Raw genomic sequence first — 23,673 nt, 5'->3', positions numbered from 1 at the left:
TCAGTCCCCGGCGCGGTAGATCACCGGGGCAATGTCGGTGAACTTGGCCACGTCGCCCAGGATTTCCGGCGTATCGGGGCTGGCCAGCGCGGCATCGATTGCCGCCTGGCTGGCAAAGCGCAGCAGAACGGCGGCTTTCCACGGCTGCTCACCCGCCGGAAACAGCACTTCGGCCTGGGTGAAGCCGTGCGCCGTCCACAGCCTTTCCACCAGGGGAATGTGCGTGCCGGTGTAATAGGCGGTGTCGAACCTGGCGCCTTCTTGCGCGGGATAACTGACGATCAAAGTGGCCATCGCATGTCTCCTGTGGTGAACATCCAGAAATTCAGGGATTCGGCACGGGCACCGGGGCCGTATCGACCAGGCTGCCGCCGACATCGTGCCAGCCTTCGATGCCTTCGGCCAGCCAGCGCACGCCCGTGACGCCGCCCAGCGCCAGGCGCCGCGCCACGTTCCAGCTCATCCAGCAATCGGCCCGGCAGAACACCACGATCGGCGCCCCTCGGTGTTGTTGCCGGAACGCCGCCACGCGCGCGGCAAGCGCCTGCCACAACACCGGATCGGGCGGGCTGCGCCCCGTTTCGGGATACCACAGCGCGCCGGGTATGGTTTGGTGCGGGCTGGCCAGCTGCCATGCGCCACTTGCGCCATCACGGCGGGCGCCTTCGGCCGGCAACACATCGAGGAACAAGGCAGCGCCCGGCGCCAGGCCCAGCGCCTGCGCCGGCGATATGGCCGTGGCGGGCGCGGGATCGCGATCGACCGGCGCGCGAAAGGCGGCGCTGCGATAACCCTGGGCATCGAACGGTGCCTGTGACAAAGCCTGGGCATGAACCGGCGAAGACGCCAGGGCCAGGATCGCCGCGCCTGCGACCCCGGCGGGCAGCATGCGGCCCATCGCTGCGATCATCCTCTCATGCCTTCCGTTCTTGGCCTATGGTGCAATTGTAAGCGGGCCCCGGCCCAAGGCAAATGGTGCCTTGGTATGAAGCGCGCTGCCCCTTCTTGCTGGCCATCCTGCTGGCCGTGCCGGGAACGACCCTGGCCGCGCCGGTGGCCGACCCGCTCGATTCGCCGATGTGGGCCAACCATGCCGCCTGGCTGCTCGGCAAGGCGCCGGTCCGGTTTGATCCGGCGGTGATCGTGACCATGCCCGATGTGACGGAAAACCAGCACGCCTTTCCCGTTACCGTCGATGCCCGCGCCTTGGCGGGCGTGCAGCGCATCGTCGTGCTGATGGATCTCAACCCCTGCCCGTGGCGATCGATTACCAGCCCCAGGCCGCGCTCCCTTACGTCTCGCTGCGCATCAAGCTGGACCAGCGCACCCCGGTGCGTGCCCTGGTGCTGACCGCTGACGGCGTGTGGCACGTGGCCGGGCGCTGGATCGATGCCGCCGGGGGTGGATGTTCTGCCCCGCCGGTCAGCCGGGTCAAAGGCGATTGGGCGCAGCATCTGGGCGAAATGCGCGGTGCGCTGTGGCGCGAGGCCGGCGATACCCGACTGCGCCTGACAGTGCGCCATCCGATGGACACCGGTTATGTCGACAATATCGCCGCCTACAATATCGAAGCGCTGACCGTGCGCGGCGCAGATGGCGCCGCGCTGGGCACCATGGCGATCAACGGTTCGGTATCGGAAGACCCCGCTTTCACGCTGCTCTTGCCGCCTGGCGTGTCAGGCCCGGTGCACCTGCACATGGCCGACAGCAATGGCCGCACGTTCGATGGAAACCTCACGCCATGACCTGCACGCGGCGCGCCGCGCTGGGCCTCATCGCGGCAACACCCATCGCAGCCCGTGCGGAGACCTTTGCCGGCGCCTATGCCTATGATCCGCAAGCGATCGGGCCGGGCATCTGGCTGGTGCGCGGCGCGGATGAAGCGATCGTTTTCGGCAATGGCGGGGCGATTGCCAACGCGGTGATCCTGGCCTGTCCGCAGGGCGGGGCGATCCTGTTCGATTGCGGCCCTTCGCTGCGCTATGCTCAGGGGCTGGCCGCCCTGGCCCAGAGGCTGGCTGGCGGGCCGGTGCGCCGCGTGTTCCTCAGCCACCTGCACCCCGACCATGCCCTGGGCACCGCCGCGTTCGATCCGGCCATCGTGGCCGCGCTGCCCGCCACCCGCGCCGAACTGGAGCGCGACAGCAATGGTTTTGCCGATGCGATGTATCGCATCCTCGCCGATTGGATGCGCGGCACCGCCGTCACCCTGCCCGGCGCCAGCGTTGTGCCCGGCCCGATCGAGGTGGGCGGGCGCAAGCTGACGGCTTTGTCGCTGGCCGGCCATTCCGCCGGTGACCTCGTGCTGGTGGACGAGGCGAGCGGCACCGTCCTCGCCGGAGACCTGGTGTTCCACGACCGCGCGCCAGCCACGCCCGATGCCGACCTGGCCGCCTGGCGCAACAGCCTTGCCACGTTGGCGGCCCTGCCCCATCGCCAATTGGTGCCGGGCCACGGCCCGCTCGATCCCACCGGCCAGGCCGCCATCGCGCAGACCCGCGACTGGCTCGATTGGCTGGAACCGGCGCTGCAACAGGCCGTGGCGCGGGGGCTGGACATGACCGAGGCGGGCGCGCTTCCCATTCCCGAACGCTTCGCATCCATGAAACTGGCCCGTTACGAGCTGCAGCGCAGCGTGGCTCACTTCTATACCGCGCTGGAACAGCAGCACTTGCCGCGGATCGATGCCGCTGCGGGAAATGGCTGACAAGCGGTGATTTTGCGGGAATAGTGCGGCCTTCGCCACGATCACCAGGCGGGGGCAAAATTCATGAATCGCAACACGCGTCATCGTCGTTTCGCGCAAGGGCTGGGCCTTGCCGCGCTCGCCATGGTCATGGCCACAGCGCCGGCCAGCGCCGAAGATTTCCGGGTCACCGTGCCCACCACGGCCAAGGACGGCCCCATCGATGGGCGTGTGCTGGTGATCCTGGCCGCCAAGCCCGACCCCGAACCGCGCGACCAGGTAAAGCCCGACTATGATGGCGCGCAGGTCTTCGGCGTGATGGTCGATGGCCTCAAGCCCGGCGAGAGCACGACGGTGGGCAGCGGCGTGCTCGGCTTCCCGACGCTCGATCTCAAGTCCGTGCCGGCAGGGCACTATACCGTCCAGGCGGTGCTGCACCGCTATGACACCTATCACCTGGGCAACGGCAAGACCGTCAAGCTGCCCGCCCCGCGCGGCGCCGGGCAGAACTGGCGCGCAGAGCCGGGCAATCTGTTCAGCACGCCGCAACAGATTGATTTCGATCCGGCGCGGCCGGGCACGATCGCCCTCACGCTCGACCAGGTGAACCCGCCGATCACCCCGCCGGCCGACACGCCCTTCGTGCGCCATTTCAAGATGCGCAGCGCGCTGCTCTCCAAGTTCTGGGGGCGCGACATCTTCCTGACGGCGCACGTGCTGGTGCCGCGCGATTTCGACAAGCATCCAGAAGCGCACTTTCCGCTCATGATATTCCACGGCCACTTCCCGGCCGACTTCGGCGGCTTCCGCACCAGCCCACCCGATCCCAACCTGAAATGCCAGCCCAGCGAACGCTTCAACCTGCCCTGCTACAACCGCACCGAGCAGGAAGAAGCCTATGCGTTCTACCAGCAGTGGATCGGCGACAAATTCCCCCGCTTCCTGGCGGTGGAGATCGACCACTCCAACCCCTATTACGACGATTCCTATGCGGTGAACTCGGCCAACCTCGGCCCTTATGGCGATGCCATCACGCACGAGCTGGTGCCGGCCATCGAAAAGCAGTTCCGCGGCCTGGGCCAGGGCTGGGCGCGGTTCCTCTATGGCGGATCGACCGGCGGGTGGGAATCGCTGGGCGTGCAGATCAAGTATCCCGACGATTACAACGGCGCCTTTGCCGCCTGCCCCGATCCCATCGATTTTCGCCAGTTCATGCTGACCGACATCTATGCCGACAAGAACGCCTATGCCTATGAGGGGCCGTTCGGGCGGGTGGAGCATCCCGGCAAGCGCGACTGGCTGGACCACGTGCCCTATACGATGGAGATGGAAAACCGCCTGGAGCTGGTGCTGGGCGACAAGAACCGCTCGGGCGGGCAATGGGACATCTGGGAAGCGGTGTTTTCGCCGATGGGTGCCGATGGCTATCCCAGCGGCTGTGGGACAAGCGCACCGGGGTGATCGATCCCAAGGTGGCGGCCTATTGGCGCGAAAACTATGATCTGCGCTATACGCTGGAGCGCGACTGGCCCAAGCTGGCGCCCAAGCTGCAGGGCAAGCTGCACATCTATGTCGGCACGATGGACAATTTCTTCCTCAACAACGCCGTCTACCTGATGGAGGATTTCCTCAAGAAGAGCGATCCGCCCTATCGCGGCGTGGTCGATTACGGCGACCGCGCAGAGCATTGCTGGAACGGGGATCATGCCCATCCCAACGCGATTGCGCGGCTGCGCTATCACACGTTCTACCTGCCCCAGATCCTCAAGCGGATCGAGGAAACCGCCCCACCCGGCGCCGACCTGAAGAGCTGGCGCTACTAAAGCGCCCGCTCTCTTTCCGCCGCGCTCAGTTGATGGTGATTACCCCATTGACCGCGCGGTATTCCTGCGGGCCGATCAGGTGGCGATGGGCGATGCGCACGGAATGGAGTGCAGCATCGATTTCGCGCCGCCAATGATCGAGGAACCCGCCCAGGCGGGGGAACCGCGGCGCAAGATCGTATTGCTGAAAGGCAAACATCTGCAACAGCGCCGGGTGATCGGGCATGTAATAATGCACCTCGATCGTGGTCAGGCCATAGCCGGCAAGTTGGCTCAAGAAATCGCTATCAATTCGTCCAGTATTCGCTCCGCCACGCACCATGCCTTCCCTCCGTGCGAGAAAGGGGCCCGGCCCGACGCAAAGCGGTCAGGCCCCGTGAAAGCCTGAAGACTTGAGGGGCCAAGCTTGGCACGTTGCGCTGCACAGTCAAGCCGCGGCATTAACCGCAGCGGCGTTTACCCTTGGGTGAGAATCGCCTTTTCGCAGCGCTCCATCGCCGCGGTCTTGCCACCGCCGCCGCCCAGCAAGGTTGCGGCTGCGAAGCCGGCCACCACCAGGATCACGAACCCGGCGGTGACCAGGCCCAGGTACTTGTCGATGAACCGCTTGATCGGTGCCCCGAACAGGCGGAACAGCACGCCCACGATCATGAAGCTGATCGAACGCGAAACCACGCTGGCCAGCAGGAACGGCACCAGCGGCATGCCGATGAAGCCGGCGGTGATGGTCAGCAGCTTGAAGGGGATCGGCGTTGCCCCTTGAGCACGATGATCTCCACGCCATATTCGCGCAAGTAGCAGGCTGCCTTGGGGAAACTTTCCGTCATATGCAGCAGGGCAAGCAGTTGCGTGCCCACGCTGTCGTACAGGAAATGCCCGATCGCATAGCCCAGCATCCCGCCCAGCACCGATCCCGCCGTGGCAAATGCGGCATAGCGGACGGCCTTGCGCGGCTCTGCCAGGCACATCAAACCCAGGAGCGGGTGGGGCGGGATCGGAAAGAAACTGGCTTCCATGAAGGCGAAGAGGAACAGCCACCAGCTGGCCTGCGGATGGGCGGCCTTGGCCATGGTCCAATCGTAAAGGCGGCGCAGCATGGTGTTGTCGTGTCCCGGGTCAGTGGCGGCAATGGCGTGCGGGCAGGCCGCACCGCCCGTTCCTAGTGCAGTGCACAAGATTGCGCCAGCCATGTGAAGCCCGGTGTTGCCGCTTTGCCCCGGCACGCTCGCGCCAGATTGGCACCCCGCGCGCATGCGGGATGGCAAGGCCCGATCTCCGCCTATCGCGGACCAAATGCAGCTCATCGGCATTTTTTGCGCGAAATTCGGGAACCGCTTTTCACCTGCAGCATTGGAGGGGCACATGAGGGTGGTTTCAACCGGGAAATTGCTGCGATGGTGACTGATACAGTTGCTTTTCGGCAACAGTTCACGCGTGTGTCCGCTTGCATGAACATAACAGAACCGGTAGACAACTGCCACGACGTGGCATGATCTCGCTAAAAAGGGGAAACGTAATGCGGAAACTGATCCTGGGCGTTGCCTTGGCATCAAGCGCACTGGCGACGCCCGCGCTTGCCAAGAGCAAGAGCTGGTATGTGGAAGGCGATGGCGGCGCGATGCTGCTTGAAGACGCCAACCACGATGTGAACGGCACCACGGATGCCGTAACGGTCGACGCCAAGACCGGTTATGACTTCGGTGCAGTCGTCGGTTACGATTTCGGTGGCTTCCGCCTCGAAACCGAAGCCAGCTATCGCCGCGCTCGTAACGACAAGGTTCGCAACAACGTCAGCGGCGTGGAATACACCCGTGACGCTGGCCAGATCGGCGGCAGCACCAGCGCGCTGAGCTTCATGGTCAACGGCCTGCTCGACTTCGGTCCCGACGATGGCCTCCAGGGCTTCATCGGCGGTGGTGCCGGTGTTGCCAAGGCGAAGTACTACGTCGCCACCCCGGTCGGCCTTCTTGACGACTCGCAGACCAAGTTCGCCTGGCAGGTCCTGGCCGGCGTTCGCGCGCCGCTCACCAAGCATGTCGACGTGGGCCTGAAGTATCGCTTCTTCAACGTCAGCGACGTCAACCTGGTCGGCACCAACGGCGCCTATGCCGGTGCGGACTTCTCGACCCGCTTCCGTTCGCACTCGATCCTGGGCACGCTGACCTACAACTTCGGTGGCGAAGAGCCGGCTCCGCCGCCGCCCCCGCCGCCGCCGCCCCCGCCGCCTCCGCCGCCCCCCCGCCTCCGCCGCCGCCTCCGCCGCCGCCGGTGTGCAACAAGGGCCCGTACATCGTGTTCTTCGACTGGAACAAGTCGGACATCACGCCTGAAGCGGCCACCATCCTGGACAACGCCATCACCCAGTATGGCAACTGCCAGACCGTTCCGATCATGCTGGCCGGCTACACCGACCGCTCGGGCTCGCCGAAGTACAACCTTGGCCTGTCCAAGCGTCGTAACGACTCGGTCCAGGCTTACCTGACGTCGCACGGCATCCCGGCCTCGACGATCACCAGCCAGGCCTTCGGTGAAGCCAACCCGCGCGTTCCGACCGCCGACGGCGTGCGTGAACTCCAGAACCGTCGCGTGGAAATCACCTACGGTCCGGGTTCGGGCAACTAAGTTCCTCGGCCCCGGTAAAACGGGGCCGGGTTACCCAAGCCGAACGCAAAAAAACGAAGAGGGGTCGGAGCAATCCGGCCCCTTTTTCGTTGTCCGCTGCAGCAATGCCCGGCACATCGACTAGCGCCACGGCACAGCGGCAATATGCCAAGGAGATCCCGGATGCCTTCATCGCTTCTTTTCCGCCGACTGCGCGCTCTGCGTCCCCTCCCCATCCTGGCGGGCCTGGCCCTGCCGCTAACCCTGGCCGCGTGCGGTGATGGCAGCATGGGGGGCATGCACAGCACCCCCACGCCCAAGGCGCAGGTCGTGGCCAATGCCACGCTCATGCTGGCCAGCGGCGCCAGTGCCGGCACGGCCGAACTGTTGCAGGGCCCCGATGGCTTCCGCGTGCATGTCGATGCCAAGGGCCTGCCGCCCGGCGTGCACGGCATTCACCTGCACACCGTGGGCAAGTGCGAGGCGCCCGGCTTCACCACGGCCGGCGGACATCTCAATCCCGATGGGCACCAGCACGGCGCGGAAAATCCGGCCGGATCGCACCTGGGTGACCTCACCAACCTGACGGTGGGCGCCGACGGCACCGGCGCGCTCGATTTCAGCCTGCGTGGCGGCGCCGACATGACCGGGCCGGCCCTGTTCGACGCCGATGGCACCGCCTTGGTGATCCATGCCGCGCCCGATGACTACAAGACCGATCCCAGCGGCAACAGCGGCGCTCGCCTGGCCTGCGGGGTCTTCGTGCGGCAGTGACCGCGCGCTGACGCAAAAAGGGGATGGGCAGGCTGGCTGCTCATCCCCCTTTTTTTGCAACGGGTTGGCGGTATCAGGCGCCGTAGCGCGTGCCGTCGGTCAGGCCCGCTTCGGCAAAGCCCGCCTTGCGCAGGCGGCAACTGTCGCATTCGCCGCAGGCGCGGCCATCGGGCAGCGGATCATAGCACGACCAGCTTTCCCCGGCGTCGAGGCCAAGGCGCGCGGCCTCTTGCGCGATTTCCGATTTCTTGAGGTGCTGGAGCGGGGCATGCACGGTCACGGTGCCACCCTGGCTGCCGACCTTGGTGGCGACGCGCGCCAGGCCTTCGAAGCCATGGATGAATTCGGGCCGGCAATCGGGGTAGCCCGAATAGTCCAGCGCATTCACGCCGATATAGAGATCCTTGGCCCCGGCCGCCTCGGCCCACGCCAGGGCAAGCGACAGGAACACCAGGTTGCGGGCGGGCACATACGTGATCGGGATGTCATCGGTCAGGCCATCCTTGGGTACGTCGATCGCAGCGGTCAACGCCGAGCCGCCGAACTGGCGCAGATCGAGCGGCAGGATGACGTGGCGTTCAACCCCCAGGCGTGCGGCAATCACGCGCGCCGCATCAAGTTCCACGCGATGACGCTGGTTGTAGTCGATGGTCAAGGCCAGGACGCGAAAGCCCTGCTCCTGGGCCAGGGCCGCGCAGACCATCGAGTCCAGTCCGCCGGACAGCAGGACAACGGCAAGCGGCGCCTGTGCCGCGGGGGAAGATGAAGACAAGTCGGTATCGGTCATGGGCCAAGGGGCTAGCCCTCTCGCCCGGCGCAGGCAAGCCCCCGGCACCCGCCGATTTTGGCCTGGTGCCGGTCAGCGGGTGCAGGCGCCCAGCCGGCGTGCCTCGGCATTGAAGGCGAAAGGCAACCCCTGGGCGATGCCCTGGGCTTCGATCTGCAGCAGTTGCTCGTTTTCGAAGCGGATGCGGGTGAGCCCCGAACCGGCTGGGCCACAGGCATAGCTGACCGACACGGCGTTGGCCTCGTCCTGCACCACGAACCGGCGGCAGGCTTGGCCGGGATGGCGCAGCTGGATCAGCGGGCGCCCTTCGGCCAGGCACAGCCGGCTTTCGAAACCACCCGTTTCCCGCGCGCGCACCTGCCATTGTCCAGGCAGGATCCGATCGAGCATGGCAAGGCTCGCGTCACCCCGCTCGGCATCCGCCGGCGCCACCCAGGCGAGTGCAGAAGCAAGGATCGCCGCAGCGCAAGCGCGGCGCAACGCAGCACGGTACGTCATCAACCACCCTCCATCCCTGCCCGACGCGCGCAGCAGGTGCTTGCAATATAGAGCAACGGCGCCGCAATTGAAGGCCTGCGCGTTTTGCCCGCCTCAATCGAAACGAAGCGGAAACTCTTTCGAGCAGAACGCGCAATCCACCACGATAAGCCCATCGTCATTGGCCATTTCGGCGCGTTGGGCTTCGCCAAACCGGGCCAGCAATTCGCGGTAGTGCTCTGCCGAGCAGCGGCAACCACGGGTGAGCGGCAGGCCGCGCGCCACGCGCACTTCGCTTTCCTCGTGAAACAGGCGCCACACCAGGTTTTCGAGGCCGAGTTGCGGATCGGTCAGTTCGGCAGGCGTGAGCGAACCGGCCAGCGCTGCCACGTGCTCCCATTCGGGATGGTCGAGCCGGGCATGCAACCGCTCGCGCCCTTCCTCGCCATCGGGCAGGTGCTGCACCAGCAGGGCACCCGCCACCGTGCGGCCGCCTTCGCTGTGCACGCCCACGCGGATCAGCGTGGGTACTTGTTCGGACTGGAAGAAATAGCTTTCGCAGGCGCGCGCCAGGCTGTCACCTTCCAGCGGCACGATGCCCTGGTAACGCTGATCGCTGCTGGACAGATCGAAGGTGATCGCCAGATAGCCATCCCCGAACAGGGCATGAAGCGACGGGTGCGGCCCGAGTTCATCAAGCCGCGCGCGATCGTGGCGAACATAACCACGCAATTCGCCCCCGCGATAATCGCATACCAGCAAGTCCACCACCCCATCCTGGGTCTGGGCCTGCATGGTCAGTTGGCCGTCATCGTCCTTGAGCAGGGCGCCCAGCAGCGCGGTCAGCGCCAGCGCTTCGGCCAGCAGGTTGCGGATCGGCGCCGGATAGGCATGGGCCGAGAGCACGGTATCGAGCACCGGCCCCAGCCGCACCACGCGCCCCCGCGCATCGCGCGCGGGGACGGTGAATTGCAGCACTTGGTCAAATCCGGTTTCGGCTTGGTCAGTCATGGAAGCTTTCGTTGGTTAGCAGCGCGGTCAGATCTGGCCGAACGCCCAGCGCAGCACCGATTTTTGCGCGTGAATACGGTTTTCGGCCTCGTCCCACACCACCGAGCGCGGGCCATCGATCACCGCGTCGGTCACCTCTTCGTTGCGGTGGGCAGGCAGGCAATGCAGGAACAGCGCGTCGCCCTTGGCCTGGGCCATCAGGGCCTCGTTCACCTGGAATGGTGCCATGGCCGCCAGCTTGGCCTCTGCATGGGCCTGGCCCATGGAAATCCAGGTGTCGGTCACCACCACGTCCGCCCCGGCCACGGCCTGCGCCGCATCGCGATAGACCGTGACTTTGGCGCCCTGGGCCTGCGCGCGCGTGACGAACCCGGCGTCGCAATCATAGCCTTCGGGCACGCCGATGCGCACGTTGAACTTCATCAGGCCGGCGGCCTCGACGATCGAGTTGAGCACGTTGTTGCCATCGCCCAGCCAGGCCACTTCGAGCCCGGGCAGCGCCTTGCCATGCTCGATCACGGTCAGCAGGTCGGCCATGATCTGGCACGGATGGGAAAGGTCGGTAAGGCCATTGATGACAGGAACGCTGGCATAATGCGCGAGTTCCTCGACCTTGGCATGGTCGTCGGTGCGCAGCATGATGGCGTCGGCCATGCGGCTGAGCACGCGAGCCGTGTCGGCGATGGTTTCGCCGCGGCCCAGCTGGGTGGTGCCGGCATCGAGCACCAGCGCCGATCCGCCCAACTGGCGCATCGCCACGTCGAACGATACGCGCGTGCGGGTGGAATTCTTTTCGAAGACCATGGCCAGCACATGCCCGGCCAAGGGCGCATCGGCATCGGCCCGCCCCTTGGGCAGCGCGGCGCGCGCCGCCTTGCGATCCAGCGCATCGGCCAGCATCGCCGCCACCGCATCACCGCCGGCATCGGAAAGGTTGAGGAAGTGCCTGATCATGTCTGCTCGTCTCACGCCGCGGGAGCCGGAGGAACATAGCTGGCCGCGGCGGCCGAAAGCTTGTCCATGAATTCATCGATGTGGCTGTCGTCGATCACCAGCGGCGGCAGGACGCGGAACGTCATGTCGCCAGCAGAAACCGCCAGGAGCTGGTGGTTGTCGCGCATGTGGGCGACGAACGGGCGCGGCTCCATCTTGCACTTGACGCCCAGCATCAGGCCACGCCCGCGCACCAGTTCGAACAAGTCGGGATAGTTGCCGATGAACTGTTCGAGCCGCGCCTTGAGGCGATCACCGGTAGCGCGCACCTGGGCCAGGAATTCAGGATTGGCGACCACGTCGAGCACGGCCTCGCCCGCGGCCATGGCCAGGGGATTGCCGCCATAAGTGCTGCCATGCGTACCGAACACCATGCCGCGCGCGGCCTGCTCGGTAGCCAGGCAAGCGCCGAGCGGGAAGCCGCCGCCGATGCCCTTGGCGATGGACATGATATCGGGCGTAACGCCATACTGTTCATAGGCGAACATCGTGCCGGTCCGCGCCACGCCGCACTGCACTTCGTCGAAGATCAGCATCAGGCCATGCTCGTCGCACAGCGCGCGCAGGCCCTTGATGAATTCCTCGGTGCCTTCCTTGATGCCGCCCTCGCCCTGGATCGGTTCGACCAGGATGCCGGCGGTGTGCGGGCCGATCAGCGCCTTGGTCGCTTCCAGGTCATTGAAATCGACATAGTGGAAGCCGGGCAGGATGGGCAGGAAGCCCTTGTGCATCTTTTCCTGGTCCGAGGCACTGATCGTGCCCAGCGTGCGGCCGTGGAAGGCATTGCGGAACGTGATGATCTCGAACCGCTCCGGGCTCTGGCCGTGATACTGGTGATAGGCGCGCGCGGTCTTGATCGCGCATTCCACCGCTTCCGCGCCGGAATTGGTGAAGAACACCGTATCGGCAAAGGTCATGTCGACCAGGCGCTGCGCCAGATGCTCGCCCTGCGGGCTGCCATAGAGGTTGGACACGTGCATCAGCGTTTCGACCTGGCGCTGCAACGCGCCGATCAGGTGCGGATGCGAATGGCCCAGCAGGTTGACCGCGATGCCGCTGGCGAAATCGAGATAGCGCGTGCCGTCTTCGGAAATCAGGTGGCAGTGTTCGCCTCGCACCGGACGCACGCCGCACCGGGGATAGACGGGCATGAGCGGGGTGATCGACATGGGGTATGCTCCTGTAAATTCCAAGGACGGTGTATGGATCGGAAATGGCTGCAAAACGACAAATGGCGGCCCAGCGGACCGCCATTTGCACGCGTATGTGGTGATGCAAGGCCCCTGGGTCCATCAGACCCAAGGGGCAATGCGGCCGGGATCAATCCTGGCGCGGCACCAGGTTGACCGCCGAGTGCTTGCCTCGTCGATCAACTTCGAGGTCGAACTCCAGCTTGTCGCCTTCGTTGAGCTCGCGCAGGCCGGAGCGTTCGACAGCGCTGATGTGCACGAATGCATCGGGCTGGCCATCGTCACGGGTAATGAAGCCGAAGCCCTTCATGCTGTTGAAGAACTTGACGGTGCCAGTGGCCTTTTCGCCGGTCAGCTGACGCTGCGGGGCAGCCGGCTTGGCCGCCACGGGGATCACGTCGCCCACAACCTGAAGGTCGGCGGCAGAAATCTTGCCACCGCGATCGACGAGGTTGAATTCCAGGGTCTGACCTTCGGCCAGGCCTTCAAGGCCGGCACGTTCAACGGCGCTGATGTGCACGAACACGTCTTCGCCGCCGTCTTCACGCTGAATGAAGCCGAAGCCCTTCTGGCCGTTGAAGAACTTCACGACGCCCTTGCCGGTGCCAACCACCTGGGCAGGCATGCCGCCACCACGGGGAGCGCCGCCGAAGCCGCCACCACCGCCGCCGCCGCGATTGCCGCCGCCAAAGCCGCCGCGATCGCCGCCGCCGAAGCCGCCGCGGTCACCACCGCCGAAGCCGCCGCCGCGGTTGCCGCCGCCAAAGCCGCCACGGTCACCGCCGCCGAAGCCGCCGCGATCGTAGCCACCGCCAAAACCGCCGCCACCGCCGTAGGGATCGAAACCGCCGTCGTCGCCGAAACCGTCGCGCTTGTCGCGTCCGCGACCACGCCGCCCTCTGTCAAAACCCATAAAACCCAATAAACCTTACAATCCGCCCCAATTTTCCCGGCGCCACTGGCCGGACGCGGAGACCAGGGGCACGACAAGGACGACGTGCCGGGCTTTATGGGCCGGCCCTCTCCATTGCGCGGAAGACTATAACGAATAAAAAGCCGATGCGCGAACGGAATCGACGCGCATACGCGATTCAATCGCAAAATATCATTCTCAGCCACAATTCGTGACAAAAGTGCCGCGCTTTAGTGCCGCTTGGCGCCTTGCCGCAGCCTGAACGATACGGCACAAGCGGCCCATGGACCTTGTCGCTCTTCTATCCGACCCGCAGGCCTGGGCCGCGTTCGTCACCCTGGTGCTGCTGGAAATCGTGCTGGGCATCGACAACCTGGTGTTCATCGCGATTCTGTCCAACAAGTTACCAGCCCACCAGCAGGCACGCGCGCGGCGCATCGGCCTGGCGCTGGCGCTGGTGCTGCGCCTGGCTTTGCTGTCCCTGATCGGCTGGATCGTGACCTTGCAGGCCCGCTGTTCGACCTGGGCCTGGCCGGCGCCCCCGGCGCCCATGGCGAGCCCACGTTCGAAACGGCGTTTTCGGGACGTGACCTGATCCTGGTGGCGGGCGGGCTGTTCCTGCTGTGGAAAGCGACCAAGGAAATCCACCACACGCTTGACCCCGAACCCAGCGGCGAACTGCTCGACCAGAAGGGACACGGGGAAAAAGGCGGCCTGGGCCAGGCCGTCGTCGCCAACTTCGGCGCGACGATTGCCCAGATCATCGCGCTGGACCTGGTGTTCTCGATCGATTCGATCCTGACCGCCGTGGGCATGACCGACCAGGTGCCGATCATGATCGCGGCGGTCATCACCACGGTTTCGCTGATGATGCTGGCGGCCGATCCGCTGGCCAAGTTCATCGAGCACAATCCCACGCTGGTCATGCTGGCGCTGGCGTTCCTGGTGATGATCGGGCTGGTGTTGTTGGCCGATGGCTTTGGCGTTCACATTCCCAAGGGCTATATCTACGCCGCGATGGGCTTTTCGGTGTTCGTCGAACTGCTCAACATTGCCGGCCGCCGCCGGCGCACCGCCACGCGCCAGGCCTCCTGAACTTTCTCCTTTCGCACGCAAGGTATTGCCATGTCCCAGTTTCGCCAAGTCGACAGCCAGTTCCTGGCCAGCCCGCAGATCACCGTGGCCGACGTGGCCGAAGCCCAGCAACTGGGGGTGAAGCTGATCGTCAACAACCGCCCCGAGGGCGAATCCGACGACCAGACCCCGGCGCGGAAATCGCCGCGGCTGCCGAGGCCGCCGGTATTGCCTATGTGGCCATTCCGGTCACGCACGCGGGCTTTTCCATGCCGCAGGTGGAAGCTCTCAAGCAGGCGCTGGCCCAGATCGGGGATGCGCCGGTGCTCGCCTATTGCCGGTCGGGCACGCGGTCCACGCTGCTGTGGGCGCTGGCCCAGGCGGCCAACGGCGGCAATCCGTTCGAGATCGCGGCCAAGGCGGGCGCAGCCGGTTATGACATCGGGCCGATCCGCGCCCAGGTGGATATCCTGAGCGCCCGCGCGCAAGGTTAACGCGACCGCGCACCGGAAGGCCGCCTGGCGCATGCCAGCGGCCGCCAAACCGGGCCTCAAGCGTTAAGGATTGTCAAAACACTGTGCCATCGTGAGACCCGACGCAAAACTGTGTTGCGTTGTATCGCCAAGCGTGGCCAGGGTTTTTCGCGCGCCTGACGCTCGGGCGCGCGCTGCGACAGGACATCACTTTCCCATGCCCGCCCCTTATCGGCTGCCCGCCCGTACCCGCCTGACCGCTGCCGTTGCCACGCTGGCTGCGCTGGCGCTGCCGTTCCAGGCCATTGCCGCATCCACCCCGGTGGGGATCGATGCGCTCAAGGTCTACAACCTCATCGTGCTGGGCAACCTTACCTCTTCATCGGAAGTGGAAGGGCGCACGTTCGTGGGCGGGAACCTCACGGGCAATTCGTCCAACTATCTCATCTCAACCCTGCCTGCGTCGAGCTATACCGGCCCCGGCCTGGTCGTGGTGGGCGACGTGACCGGCGGGATCAAGAACCTCAACAACGGGTCGGGCGCGATCGTTGGGGGCAACGTTTCGAGCGGGTTCAACCTCAACGGCGCCACGCAGACCGTGCAGGTGGGTGGCGCGATCGCCAACACCAACGTCAATTCCAACACCGTCCAGGCGAACCTGGGCACGACCAATCCGGGCTTCGTCAGCAGCCTGCAGCAGGACGGCAGCCTGATGTCGACCAGCATGACCGGGCTGTCCTACCAGCTTTCCCAGCAGGGCGCGAACAGCACCCTTTCGATCAGCGGCAATCGCGGCACGTTCAACGCGCAGCCGGGCAGCAACGGCGTGGCGGTGTTTTCGATCACGGCAGCCGATCTCGACAAGATCGGCGAGATCCAGTTCAACACCAACGGCGCCGATACGGTAATCGTGAACGTGACCGGCAGCACGATCAACCTGAACGACAATTTCCTGGGTGGCACGGCCAACCTGGGCGAACACGTGATCTGGAACTTCGTGGACGCGACGGACCTGACACTGACGACCGCGTGGGGCGGTTCGGTGCTGGCGCCCAAGGCAGCCGCGCACACCTATAACTATATCCAGGGTTCGGCGGTGTTCGGCAGCCTGGTCCAGGACGGCGAAATGCACATCGGCACGTATAGCGGCAGCTATGTCGTGCCGAGCGATCCGCAAGTGCCGTCTTCGTCCAGCACGAGCAGCAGCAGCACGGGCGGCACCGACGTGCCCGAGCCGGGCATGCTGGCCCTGCTGGCACTGGGCCTGGGCGGGCTGATATTGGGCCGCAAGCGGCGCGACGACGCCGCCGCCTGAACCGGGCGAAGCGCAGACAGAAAAAGGGCCGCGCCAGCCATGCTGCGCGGCCCTTTTTGCATGCCCTACACGCGGGCCGGCTCAATCGCTGCCGACACGCTCCACATCGGCGCCGAGCAGGGCGAGCTTTTCTTCCAGCCGCTCGTACCCGCGATCGAGGTGATAGAGGCGATGGACCTGTGTTTCGCCCTCGGCGGCAAGGCCGGCGATCACCAGGCTCATCGAGGCGCGCAAGTCGGTGGCCATGACTTCGGCGCCCGACAGCTTGTCCACGCCGTGGACCACGGCGGTGCGGCCCGAGGTTTCGATGCGCGCGCCCATGCGGTTCAATTCGGGCACGTGCATGTAGCGGTTTTCGAAGATCGTTTCGGTCAGCACGCTGGAGCCCTTGGCCAGGCACAGCATGGCCATGAGCTGGGCCTGCATGTCGGTGGCAAAGCCGGGATAGGGTGCGGTGGAAATGGTCACGGGCCGCAAATCGCCATCGGCGGCAATGTGCAGGCCACCGCGCACCGGCTCTACCGAAACGCCGGCATCACGCAGCGCCTGGACCGTGGTTTCCATGTCTTCGATCTTGGCGCCCTGGAGTGTGACTTCGCCGCCGGTGATCGCCGCTGCGCAGGCATAGGACCCAGCCTCGATGCGATCGGGCATGACCATGTAGGTGGCGCCGTGCAGGCGCTCCACGCCATGGATCGTCAGGTCCGAGGTGCCGATCCCTTCGATATCCGCGCCCATCGCCACCAGCAGGTTGCACAGGTCGACGATTTCCGGCTCGCGCGCGGCGTTGTGCAGGGTGGACTTGCCCTTGGCCAGCACCGCGGCCATCAGCGCGTTTTCAGTGGCGCCCACCGACACCACCGGGAAGCTGTAGCGCCCACCGGGCAGCCCGCCATCGGGCGCGATCGCGCGGACATAGCCGGCGGCCAGCTCGATATGCGCGCCGAACGCTTCGAGGGCCTTGAGGTGCAGGTCGATCGGGCGGTTGCCGATGGCGCAGCCGCCGGGCAGCGACACGGTCGCTTCGCCGGCACGCGCGAGCAGCGGGCCGAGCACGAGGATCGAGGCGCGCATCTTGCGCACGAGGTCATAGGGCGCGACGGTCGAGGTGAGCCGCGTGGCCTGCAGCGTCATCACGCGGCCGAAATCCTCGGGGCGCGCGCCGGCGATCGCAGTGGACACGCCGAACTGGTTCATCAGGTGCTGGAAACCGTCGATATCGGCCAGGCGCGGCAGGTTGCGCAGCGTTACCGCTTCATCGGTCAGCAGCGCGCAGGGCAGCAACGTGAGCGCCGCATTCTTTGCCCCCGAGACCGGGACCGTACCAGAAAGACGCTTGCCGCCGCGAATGATGATCTTGTCCATCGCGGCGGTTTAGCCGGTTTGCGATGCAGGGCAAGGGGCTAGGCGGCATTGCAGGCAACATGGTGAATATTGCGTTGCAGCATTTTTTGCACGCCCTGCCCGTTGCGGAACTTGTCATCGCAAAGGCAGGCTGCTTAACTATCGTGTAACAGGACAATGGGAAAGACAACGTCATGAGCGAAACCACCGCAAGTCCCCGCAAACCGATCCGCAAGGCCGTGTTTCCCGTTGCCGGCCTTGGCACCCGCTTCCTGCCGGCCACCAAGGCCGTGCCCAAGGAGATGCTGCCGATCGTCGACCGCCCGCTGATCCAGTACGCCGTGGACGAAGCGCGCGAAGCAGGGATCGAGGAACTGATTTTCGTGACCGGCCGCGGCAAGACCGCGATCGTGGAGCATTTCGACACCGCGTTCGAGCTGGAAACCACGATGGCCAGCCGCGGCAAGGATCTTTCCGTGCTCGACGATACCCGCATCAAGCCGGGCAACCTGGTCACCGTGCGCCAGCAGGTGGCCATGGGCCTGGGCCACGCAGTGTGGTGCGCGCGCGAAGTGGTGGGCGACGAACCCTTTGCCATTTTCCTGCCCGACGAACTGATGGTGGGCGCGCCCGGCTGCATGAAGCAGATGGTCGACGCTTATAACGAAGTGGGCGGCAACCTGATCTCGGTGCTGGAAGTGCCCGAGGAAGAAGTGTCGAGCTATGGCGTGATCGCACCGGGCGCGAAGATTTCCGGCAGCCTGACCGAAGTGACCGGGCTGGTCGAAAAGCCCAAGCGCGAAGATGCGCCGTCCAACCTGATCATCTCGGGCCGCTATATCCTTCAGCCCGAAGTGATGCGCACGCTGGAAAACCAGGAAAAGGGCGCCGGCGGCGAAATTCAGCTGACCGACGCGATGGCCAAGATGATCGGCACCCAGCCGTTCCATGCGGTGACCTTTGCCGGGCGCCGGTTCGACTGCGGCAGCAAGGCCGGTTTCGTGGAAGCGACCATCGCCTTGGCGCTGGAGCGTCCCGACCTGGCCGACGATGTGCGCGCCGTGATCAAGAAACTGGTGGGCTGAACCCCGCACGCCTTGCCAGCAAGGCAAACAGGGCGGCGAAGCGATCTTGCGCTTTGCCGCCCTTTTTTGCGGGCCAGAGCCGCCACCGCGCGCGGCACCGGCATAGAAAAAGGCGGCCGTTGCCGACCGCCTTTTTCCGCATCCTCTCCGATGCTTTATCCGGGAAAGCTGGCGCTTATTCTTCGCCCTCGCCTTCGGCGTCGGTGGCGTTGAACGCGCGGATCTGCGACGCGTCGGCGGCGCTGGCCAGCTGAGCAAGATTGGCGTCACGCTGCATGTAGGGCAGCGGATTGACCGCTTCGCCAGCAACGCGAACTTCATAATGCAAGTGCGGGCCGGTCGAATGGCCGGTCGAACCGACGTAGCCGATCACGTCGCCCTTGTGCACGCGCTGCCCTTCGGCAACGGCGATGCGCGACATGTGGCCATAACGGGTTTCGAGATTGCCGCCATGTTCGAGCTGAACATAAAGGCCATACCCACCAAAGCGTTCGGCCTTGCCCACCAGGCCATCGGCGCTGGCGCGGATCGGCGTGCCGGTGGGCGCGGGCAGATCGACACCCTTGTGCGCACGCAGGCCACCGTAGATCGGGTGGGTGCGCAGGCCAAAGGCGCTGCTCATCGCGCGGCTGCTGGTGATCGGCATCAGGGTGGGGATCGAAACCGAGCTGGAACGAACCAGGGGAGCCTGGGCCGAGGCGGCGTTGCCACCATCGAGTGCTTCCCAACTGGCGAACAGCTTGGAGAATTCTTCATCGCCGGCCGGCGCGGTCAGGCCGGCCTTGGCGGCTTCGGCGTTGCGCAGCGGGGCAGCAATATCGGCGGAAGCGGCGTTGTTGGCCAGAGCCGGCGTGGCAAGCCCAAGAGTGAGAATGGTGCCAAGGGCAGCCAGACCGGTAGACAAGGTTTTTTTCATTGCGACCCGTACAACCTCTTTTCGGCTGGTATGCCGCGCGCCCTGCCCATCGGGCCTTGCGCCATCGGCACCCGCTTTGTGCTGACCCCCAGCGAACCGCGCCTGCCAGACGATCGCGGTGGAACCGCGTGCCCGGCCGGGCGTTGTTCAGAGATTGGTGGTAACCCCCCGCCGATCTCGTGACGGTGGGGTAGCGGCGGGTGCGCCTCTCACGCAAGAGCCGCCATCATTTCACACGACAAACCGGCTGAACGACGCGCCGAGTCGTTGAACGGTGGCTTAACGCTGCCTCTGAAGTGTTGCGTAACCAGCGTTTTCCAAAGCTGCGGTGCCTGTTTACCACGCTCTGCGCACACTTTGGCGAAATGGCTTGTACCAAAACGGACATGCCGAACTTCGTCGTCAACGATTCGCTGCAGGATTCGCGCGGTGGTGTGATCGTCTGCCGCCTGGAAGCGGGCGATGGTCTGCGGTGTCACATCCAGCCCGCGGGCTTCGAGCACCATCGGCACGACGGCCAGGCGCGCGGCCACATCGTGCGCCGTTTCGCGCGCCGCATCCCACAGCCCATCGTGGGCCGGCATGGCGCCATAGTGGCTGCCCAGCGTGCGCAGGCGGCGTGCCAGCAGGGCAAAATGCATCGCTTCGTCTGCGGCCACGCCCAACCAGTCCGACACGAAATCGCGTCCGCGCTCGGCGCCAAAGCGGCCTGCGGCATCGAGCGCCAGGTCGATCGCCACGAATTCGATGTGGCACAAGGCATGGATCAGCGCGAGACGCCCCCGTTCCGAACCGCCGCGCCCGCGCTTGGGCATCTGGCTCGGCGGCAGCAGTTCGGGTTGTGCGGGCCGCGCCGGCACATCGGGCATGGTCACGTCAAAGGCGAAGGCAAGCTGCCCGGCAGCCCAGTCACGCGCAACGGCCCGCGTGGCCATGACCTTGTCACGCGGATCGGCGGTCAGCATGGCGGCGCGAATCGCCGCCGCCACGGTAGGAAGCGATGGAGTCATGCCGCGCGCGTTACAGCGCCTTGGCCGCCGCGAGAACCTGCGCGGCGTGGTCCTTCACTTTCACCTTGTTCCACACTTGTGCGATCCTGCCATCGGTGCCGACTAGGTAGGTGGTGCGCTCCATGCCCATGTAGGTGCGGCCATACATGGACTTTTCGGTCCAGATGCCGAGCGCATCGGACAGGCCGCCTTCTTCTGCATCGCTGGCGAGCGGCGCGGCCAGGCCATGCTTGGCAATGAACTTCTCGTGGCGTTTGGGCGGATCCTTGCTCACCCCCAGCAGCGCGGTGCCGGCGGCGGCAAACTCTTCGGCCAGGGCGGAGAAGTCCTTGTTTTCCGTGGTGCAGCCGGGCGTATCATCCTTGGGATAGAAGAACACGACCAGCTTGCGCCCGGCAAAATCAGAAGGCTTCACCGGGCTGCCATCGGGCGCGGTCAGCGGCAGATCGGGCAGCGGATCGCCCACGCCGGGAAAAGTGCTCATGCGTTATATCTCCAATGGTTGCCCGAAGACCTGGCCCCAGGCGTGGGCGATGCGGTGTCTTGCCCGGGCGACCGCGTCAAGCAGGGCATCCCAGCTTTCCTGGCCGCAGGCGGTGGCGACGATGGCACGGCTGGCGGGCGGCGGGAACATGCCATCAGGGGCAACCAGGCGCACCACCACCAGAAGCCCCGCCAGCAGATCGTGCGCGCCACGCAGGCCCGCCGGCAGCAGGCCCGACTGCTCCAGCGCGGAAACCGCCGCGCCCAGATCGGGTTCGAGTGCGACATGATCGCGCAATTGCAGGTAGTGTGCGAGGAATTCCAGATCGACCAGGCCACCGCGCGCAAGCTTGACATCGAGCGGGCCTTTCGCGGGCTTGTGCCGTGCCATTTCGCTGCGCATGGCCAGCACATCATCGCGCAGCGCCGTGCCATCGCGGGGACGGCAGAGCACGCGGCCGACGATTTCGGCCAAGGCCGCGCGATCGGCGGCGGTGCCGAACAGCGGGCGCGCGCGGCACAGCGCCATGTGCTCCCATGTCCACGCATCCTCGCGCTGATAGCGCTCGAAACTGTCGAGGCTGACCGCGATAGGCCCTTGCGCGCCCGAAGGACGCAGGCGCGTATCGACGTCATAAAGCGCGCCGGCGGCCGTGGGCACGGATAGCGCGGCAATCATGCGCTGGGCCAGCCGGTTGAAATAGAGCGTGCCGCCGATCGGCCGCGCGCCATCGGATTCGCGGGCGAAAGCATCGGCCGGCCCGCCGAACAGGAACACCAGATCGAGATCCGAGGCGTGGGTCAGCGCGCCCCCGCCCAGCCGCCCCAGGCCGAGCACGACCATGCGCGCATCGGGCACCTGGCCATGGACGCGGGCAAATTCCTCCTCCGCCGCCGTGCCCAGCACCGCCAGTGCCGCCTCTGCCACGCGGCTGAGCGCGGCGGCCACGGCCAGCGGCGGGTGCAGGCCTTCGACCAGTTGCACGCCCAGGGCAAAGCGCAGTTCGCCTACCTTGCGCCGCACGGCATCGAGCAGGCGCTGGTAATCGTCGCCCACTTCGCCGCGCGCCAGATCGGCCATGATCTCTGCCACGCCGCCCGGCAGTGCGAAGGCGGAATGATCGATCAGGGTATCGAGCAGGTCGGCCCGCCGCGCCAGGTCGTCGGCCAGGGTTGGCGCATGGGCCAGCACGCGCATGACCACGGCCATCAGGCCCGGCCGCGCCTCCAGCAAACGGAACACGTTGATTGCCGAAGGCAGCGCGGCCAGGAGCCGCTCCCACCGCGCCAGGGCATGATCGGGGTCTGGCGCCTCTGCCAGGGCCTGGAGCAATTGCGGGCGCACGCGCGAAAAGGCAGCGCGCGCCTCGTCGCTGCGCAGCGCGCGAAAGGCGCCGCTGTCCCACGCTTCCACGCGGCGGGCGAGGCCGTCGGCATCGGCAAAGCCCAGTTCGGCCAGATCCTGGGCCAGGCTGCGGTTGTCCACCGCCACCGCGCCAGTGGGGGAAATGATCGCCAGCAGCGCGTCGAAGCGCAGGGCGACCGCCTCGGAAATGCCCTGGATTTCAGCGATCAGCGCGGCGCCATCGGCATGGCCGGACAGTTGCGCGACACTATCGAGTGCGGCCTGGTTTTGCGGCAGGGCGTGGGTCTGCTGATCTGCCACCATCTGCAGCCGGTGTTCGAGCACGCGCAGCCGATCATAGCTTTCGCCCATGATCACGGCATCGCCATCGGTGATGATCCCGGCCTCTGCCAGGGCATCGAGCGCGGGCCGCGTGCCGCGCAGGCGCAGCGCCGGATTGCGCCCGCCGTGGATCAACTGGTGCGTCTGGGCAAAGAATTCCACTTCGCGAATGCCGCCGCGCCCGCGCTTCAAGTCATAGCCCGGCCCCACCTGCTGCCCGGCGGCATAGTGATCGCGGATCCGCGCGGTCAGCCGGCCGATTTCGGCAATCGCGCCGAAATCCAGGCTGCGCCGCCACACGAAAGGGCGGATCGTGTCGAGGAACGCCTGGCCGCGCGCCACGTCCCCGGCGGCGGCGCGGGCACGGATATAGGCGGCACGTTCCCACGCCAGCGCGCTCGATTCATAATGCGTGATCGCCCCTTCGAACGGGATCGCCAGGGGGCTGACTTCCGAAGCGGGGCGCAGGCGCAAGTCGATGCGGAAGACATAGCCTTCGTCGGTGATGGTGGAGAGCAGTTCCACCACCCCGCGCGCCACGCGTTGCGCCGCCTCCCCCGGTTCGTCACGCGCGCGGCGCGGCAGGGCATCGGGATCGTAGAGCAGGATGGGATCGATATCCGACGAATAGTTCAATTCCTGCGCGCCATGCTTGCCCAGGCCAATCGCGGAAAAGCCCACCGAAGGCGCATCGGGCACGCGCCGCGCGATCGCGGCGGCAATCGCCGCATCGAGCGCGCGATCGGCAAAATCGGACAATTCCTGCATGACCCGGCCAAGCGGCAGCGCGCCGGCGATATCACCCACCGCGAGGGCCAGCGCCAGGGCCAGCCGCTCGCGCCGCAAGGCGATGCCCACATCGTCGCAACCCTCCCCCGCGCGGCGCGCATGGGCCAGCGCAGCCTCGATCTTGCCCTGTGCCAGCAAGGCAGCCAGATCGGGCTGGCGATCGAGCGCGCGGGCCAGGAACGTGGTATGCGTGCGCGCCAGGACCAACCCTTGTTCCCAATCGATTCCGTGCGGCACGCGGG

General features: G+C 66.0%; 20 protein-coding genes and 5 pseudogenes. 10 read left to right on the top strand and 15 right to left on the bottom strand.

The genetic code is table 11. The annotated features are described in order from the left end of the window. Both R9J51_RS05320 and R9J51_RS05315 read right to left on the bottom strand, forming a co-directional pair. Positions 1-294 carry an EthD family reductase gene (locus R9J51_RS05320; protein ID WP_179506055.1) on the bottom strand — a complete coding sequence of 98 codons (294 nt, stop codon included), beginning with the start codon at positions 292-294 and terminating at the stop codon, positions 1-3. A 31-nt stretch (positions 295-325) separates the two neighbouring features. Next, positions 326-910: a rhodanese-like domain-containing protein gene (locus R9J51_RS05315; protein WP_432787868.1), complete on the bottom strand. Its 585-nt coding sequence runs from the start codon at positions 908-910 to the stop codon at positions 326-328. Between the two features lie 239 nt (positions 911-1,149). On the opposite strand from R9J51_RS05315, the pseudogene R9J51_RS05310 reads away from it, so the two are divergent. The 4 genes and pseudogenes from R9J51_RS05310 to R9J51_RS05295 all read left to right on the top strand — a co-directional run bounded on the left by R9J51_RS05310 (position 1,150) and on the right by R9J51_RS05295 (position 4,509). Beyond that, a pseudogene (locus R9J51_RS05310) lies at positions 1,150-1,745 on the top strand (quinoprotein dehydrogenase-associated SoxYZ-like carrier). Continuing rightward, a complete protein-coding gene (locus R9J51_RS05305) occupies positions 1,742-2,707 on the top strand; it encodes a quinoprotein relay system zinc metallohydrolase 1 (protein ID WP_179506053.1) in 966 nt (321 codons plus the stop codon). The pseudogene R9J51_RS05310 and the gene R9J51_RS05305 overlap by 4 nt, the downstream one beginning before the upstream one ends. 63 nt (positions 2,708-2,770) lie before the next feature. Beyond that, positions 2,771-4,147, top strand: coding sequence for an alpha/beta hydrolase-fold protein (locus tag R9J51_RS05300; protein WP_432787867.1), 1,377 nt, complete (start codon positions 2,771-2,773; stop codon positions 4,145-4,147). After that, positions 4,144-4,509: a hypothetical protein gene (locus tag R9J51_RS05295; protein WP_432787866.1), complete on the top strand. Its 366-nt coding sequence runs from the start codon at positions 4,144-4,146 to the stop codon at positions 4,507-4,509. Before R9J51_RS05300 ends, R9J51_RS05295 begins: the two co-directional genes overlap by 4 nt. 25 nt (positions 4,510-4,534) lie before the next feature. On the opposite strand, the gene R9J51_RS05290 is transcribed toward R9J51_RS05295, so the two are convergent. Together R9J51_RS05290 and R9J51_RS05285 are read right to left on the bottom strand one after the other, a co-directional pair. Next, entirely contained in the window at positions 4,535-4,831 is a 297-nt protein-coding gene (locus R9J51_RS05290) for an usg protein (RefSeq protein ID WP_168556028.1), read from the bottom strand. Positions 4,832-4,965: 134 nt separating this feature from the next. Then, positions 4,966-5,606 (bottom strand): annotated as a pseudogene (locus R9J51_RS05285) (YqaA family protein). A gap of 419 nt (positions 5,607-6,025) precedes the next feature. Between R9J51_RS05285 and R9J51_RS05280 the strand changes: the two are divergent. Beyond that, positions 6,026-7,131: pseudogene (locus R9J51_RS05280) on the top strand (OmpA family protein). A gap of 276 nt (positions 7,132-7,407) precedes the next feature. Then, a complete protein-coding gene (locus R9J51_RS05275) occupies positions 7,408-7,884 on the top strand; it encodes a superoxide dismutase family protein (protein WP_246866080.1) in 477 nt (158 codons plus the stop codon). Positions 7,885-7,957: 73 nt separating this feature from the next. On the opposite strand, the gene queC is transcribed toward R9J51_RS05275, so the two are convergent. The 6 genes from queC to R9J51_RS05245 all read right to left on the bottom strand — a co-directional run bounded on the left by queC (position 7,958) and on the right by R9J51_RS05245 (position 13,255). Next, complete coding sequence (gene queC, locus R9J51_RS05270; RefSeq protein ID WP_168556026.1) at positions 7,958-8,671, bottom strand: 7-cyano-7-deazaguanine synthase QueC; 714 nt, start codon at positions 8,669-8,671, stop codon at positions 7,958-7,960. Between the two features lie 72 nt (positions 8,672-8,743). Continuing rightward, positions 8,744-9,169, bottom strand: a complete 426-nt coding sequence (locus R9J51_RS05265; RefSeq protein WP_246866079.1) for a DUF3617 domain-containing protein — start codon at positions 9,167-9,169, stop codon at positions 8,744-8,746. A 93-nt stretch (positions 9,170-9,262) separates the two neighbouring features. Further along, positions 9,263-10,159, bottom strand: a complete 897-nt coding sequence (locus R9J51_RS05260) for an Hsp33 family molecular chaperone HslO (protein WP_169476912.1) — start codon at positions 10,157-10,159, stop codon at positions 9,263-9,265. Positions 10,160-10,186: 27 nt separating this feature from the next. Continuing rightward, positions 10,187-11,113 carry an ornithine carbamoyltransferase gene (argF, locus tag R9J51_RS05255; RefSeq protein WP_179506050.1) on the bottom strand — a complete coding sequence of 309 codons (927 nt, stop codon included), beginning with the start codon at positions 11,111-11,113 and terminating at the stop codon, positions 10,187-10,189. Between the two features lie 11 nt (positions 11,114-11,124). Beyond that, positions 11,125-12,321: an aspartate aminotransferase family protein gene (locus R9J51_RS05250; protein WP_168556023.1), complete on the bottom strand. Its 1,197-nt coding sequence runs from the start codon at positions 12,319-12,321 to the stop codon at positions 11,125-11,127. Positions 12,322-12,472: 151 nt separating this feature from the next. Next, entirely contained in the window at positions 12,473-13,255 is a 783-nt protein-coding gene (locus R9J51_RS05245; RefSeq protein ID WP_168556119.1) for a cold-shock protein, read from the bottom strand. Between the two features lie 283 nt (positions 13,256-13,538). Between R9J51_RS05245 and R9J51_RS05240 the strand changes: the two are divergent. The 3 genes and pseudogenes from R9J51_RS05240 to R9J51_RS05230 all read left to right on the top strand — a co-directional run bounded on the left by R9J51_RS05240 (position 13,539) and on the right by R9J51_RS05230 (position 16,117). Continuing rightward, positions 13,539-14,350 (top strand): annotated as a pseudogene (locus tag R9J51_RS05240) (TerC family protein). Between the two features lie 30 nt (positions 14,351-14,380). Beyond that, positions 14,381-14,823: pseudogene (locus R9J51_RS05235) on the top strand (TIGR01244 family sulfur transferase). Between the two features lie 196 nt (positions 14,824-15,019). Continuing rightward, a complete protein-coding gene (locus tag R9J51_RS05230; protein WP_179506049.1) occupies positions 15,020-16,117 on the top strand; it encodes a choice-of-anchor A family protein in 1,098 nt (365 codons plus the stop codon). Positions 16,118-16,198: 81 nt separating this feature from the next. Here the strand turns inward: R9J51_RS05230 and murA are convergent, their stop codons facing one another. Then, positions 16,199-17,482, bottom strand: a complete 1,284-nt coding sequence (gene murA / locus R9J51_RS05225) for a UDP-N-acetylglucosamine 1-carboxyvinyltransferase (protein ID WP_168556019.1) — start codon at positions 17,480-17,482, stop codon at positions 16,199-16,201. A 173-nt stretch (positions 17,483-17,655) separates the two neighbouring features. Between murA and galU the strand changes: the two genes are divergently transcribed. Continuing rightward, entirely contained in the window at positions 17,656-18,546 is an 891-nt protein-coding gene (galU, locus tag R9J51_RS05220; RefSeq protein WP_168556018.1) for a UTP--glucose-1-phosphate uridylyltransferase GalU, read from the top strand. A gap of 175 nt (positions 18,547-18,721) precedes the next feature. Here galU and R9J51_RS05215 read toward each other — a convergent pair whose 3' ends face one another. The 4 genes from R9J51_RS05215 to glnE form a co-directional block, all read right to left on the bottom strand. Continuing rightward, the gene (locus R9J51_RS05215; RefSeq protein WP_168556017.1) at positions 18,722-19,462 is read right to left on the bottom strand and encodes a M23 family metallopeptidase; all 741 of its coding nucleotides are present in this window, start codon (positions 19,460-19,462) and stop codon (positions 18,722-18,724) included. 209 nt (positions 19,463-19,671) lie between these two features. After that, positions 19,672-20,472: a ferritin-like domain-containing protein gene (locus R9J51_RS05210; protein WP_168556016.1), complete on the bottom strand. Its 801-nt coding sequence runs from the start codon at positions 20,470-20,472 to the stop codon at positions 19,672-19,674. A 10-nt stretch (positions 20,473-20,482) separates the two neighbouring features. Next, entirely contained in the window at positions 20,483-20,956 is a 474-nt protein-coding gene (locus R9J51_RS05205) for a peroxiredoxin family protein (protein WP_179506048.1), read from the bottom strand. 3 nt (positions 20,957-20,959) lie between these two features. Further along, entirely contained in the window at positions 20,960-23,668 is a 2,709-nt protein-coding gene (gene glnE / locus R9J51_RS05200) for a bifunctional [glutamate--ammonia ligase]-adenylyl-L-tyrosine phosphorylase/[glutamate--ammonia-ligase] adenylyltransferase (RefSeq protein WP_432787864.1), read from the bottom strand. Positions 23,669-23,673 lie beyond the last annotated feature (5 nt).

The sequence above is a fragment of the Novosphingobium rhizosphaerae genome (genome assembly GCF_050920675.1).
GTDB lineage: Bacteria > Pseudomonadota > Alphaproteobacteria > Sphingomonadales > Sphingomonadaceae > Novosphingobium > Novosphingobium rhizosphaerae.
This window is presented reverse-complemented; position numbering and strand designations above follow the sequence as displayed.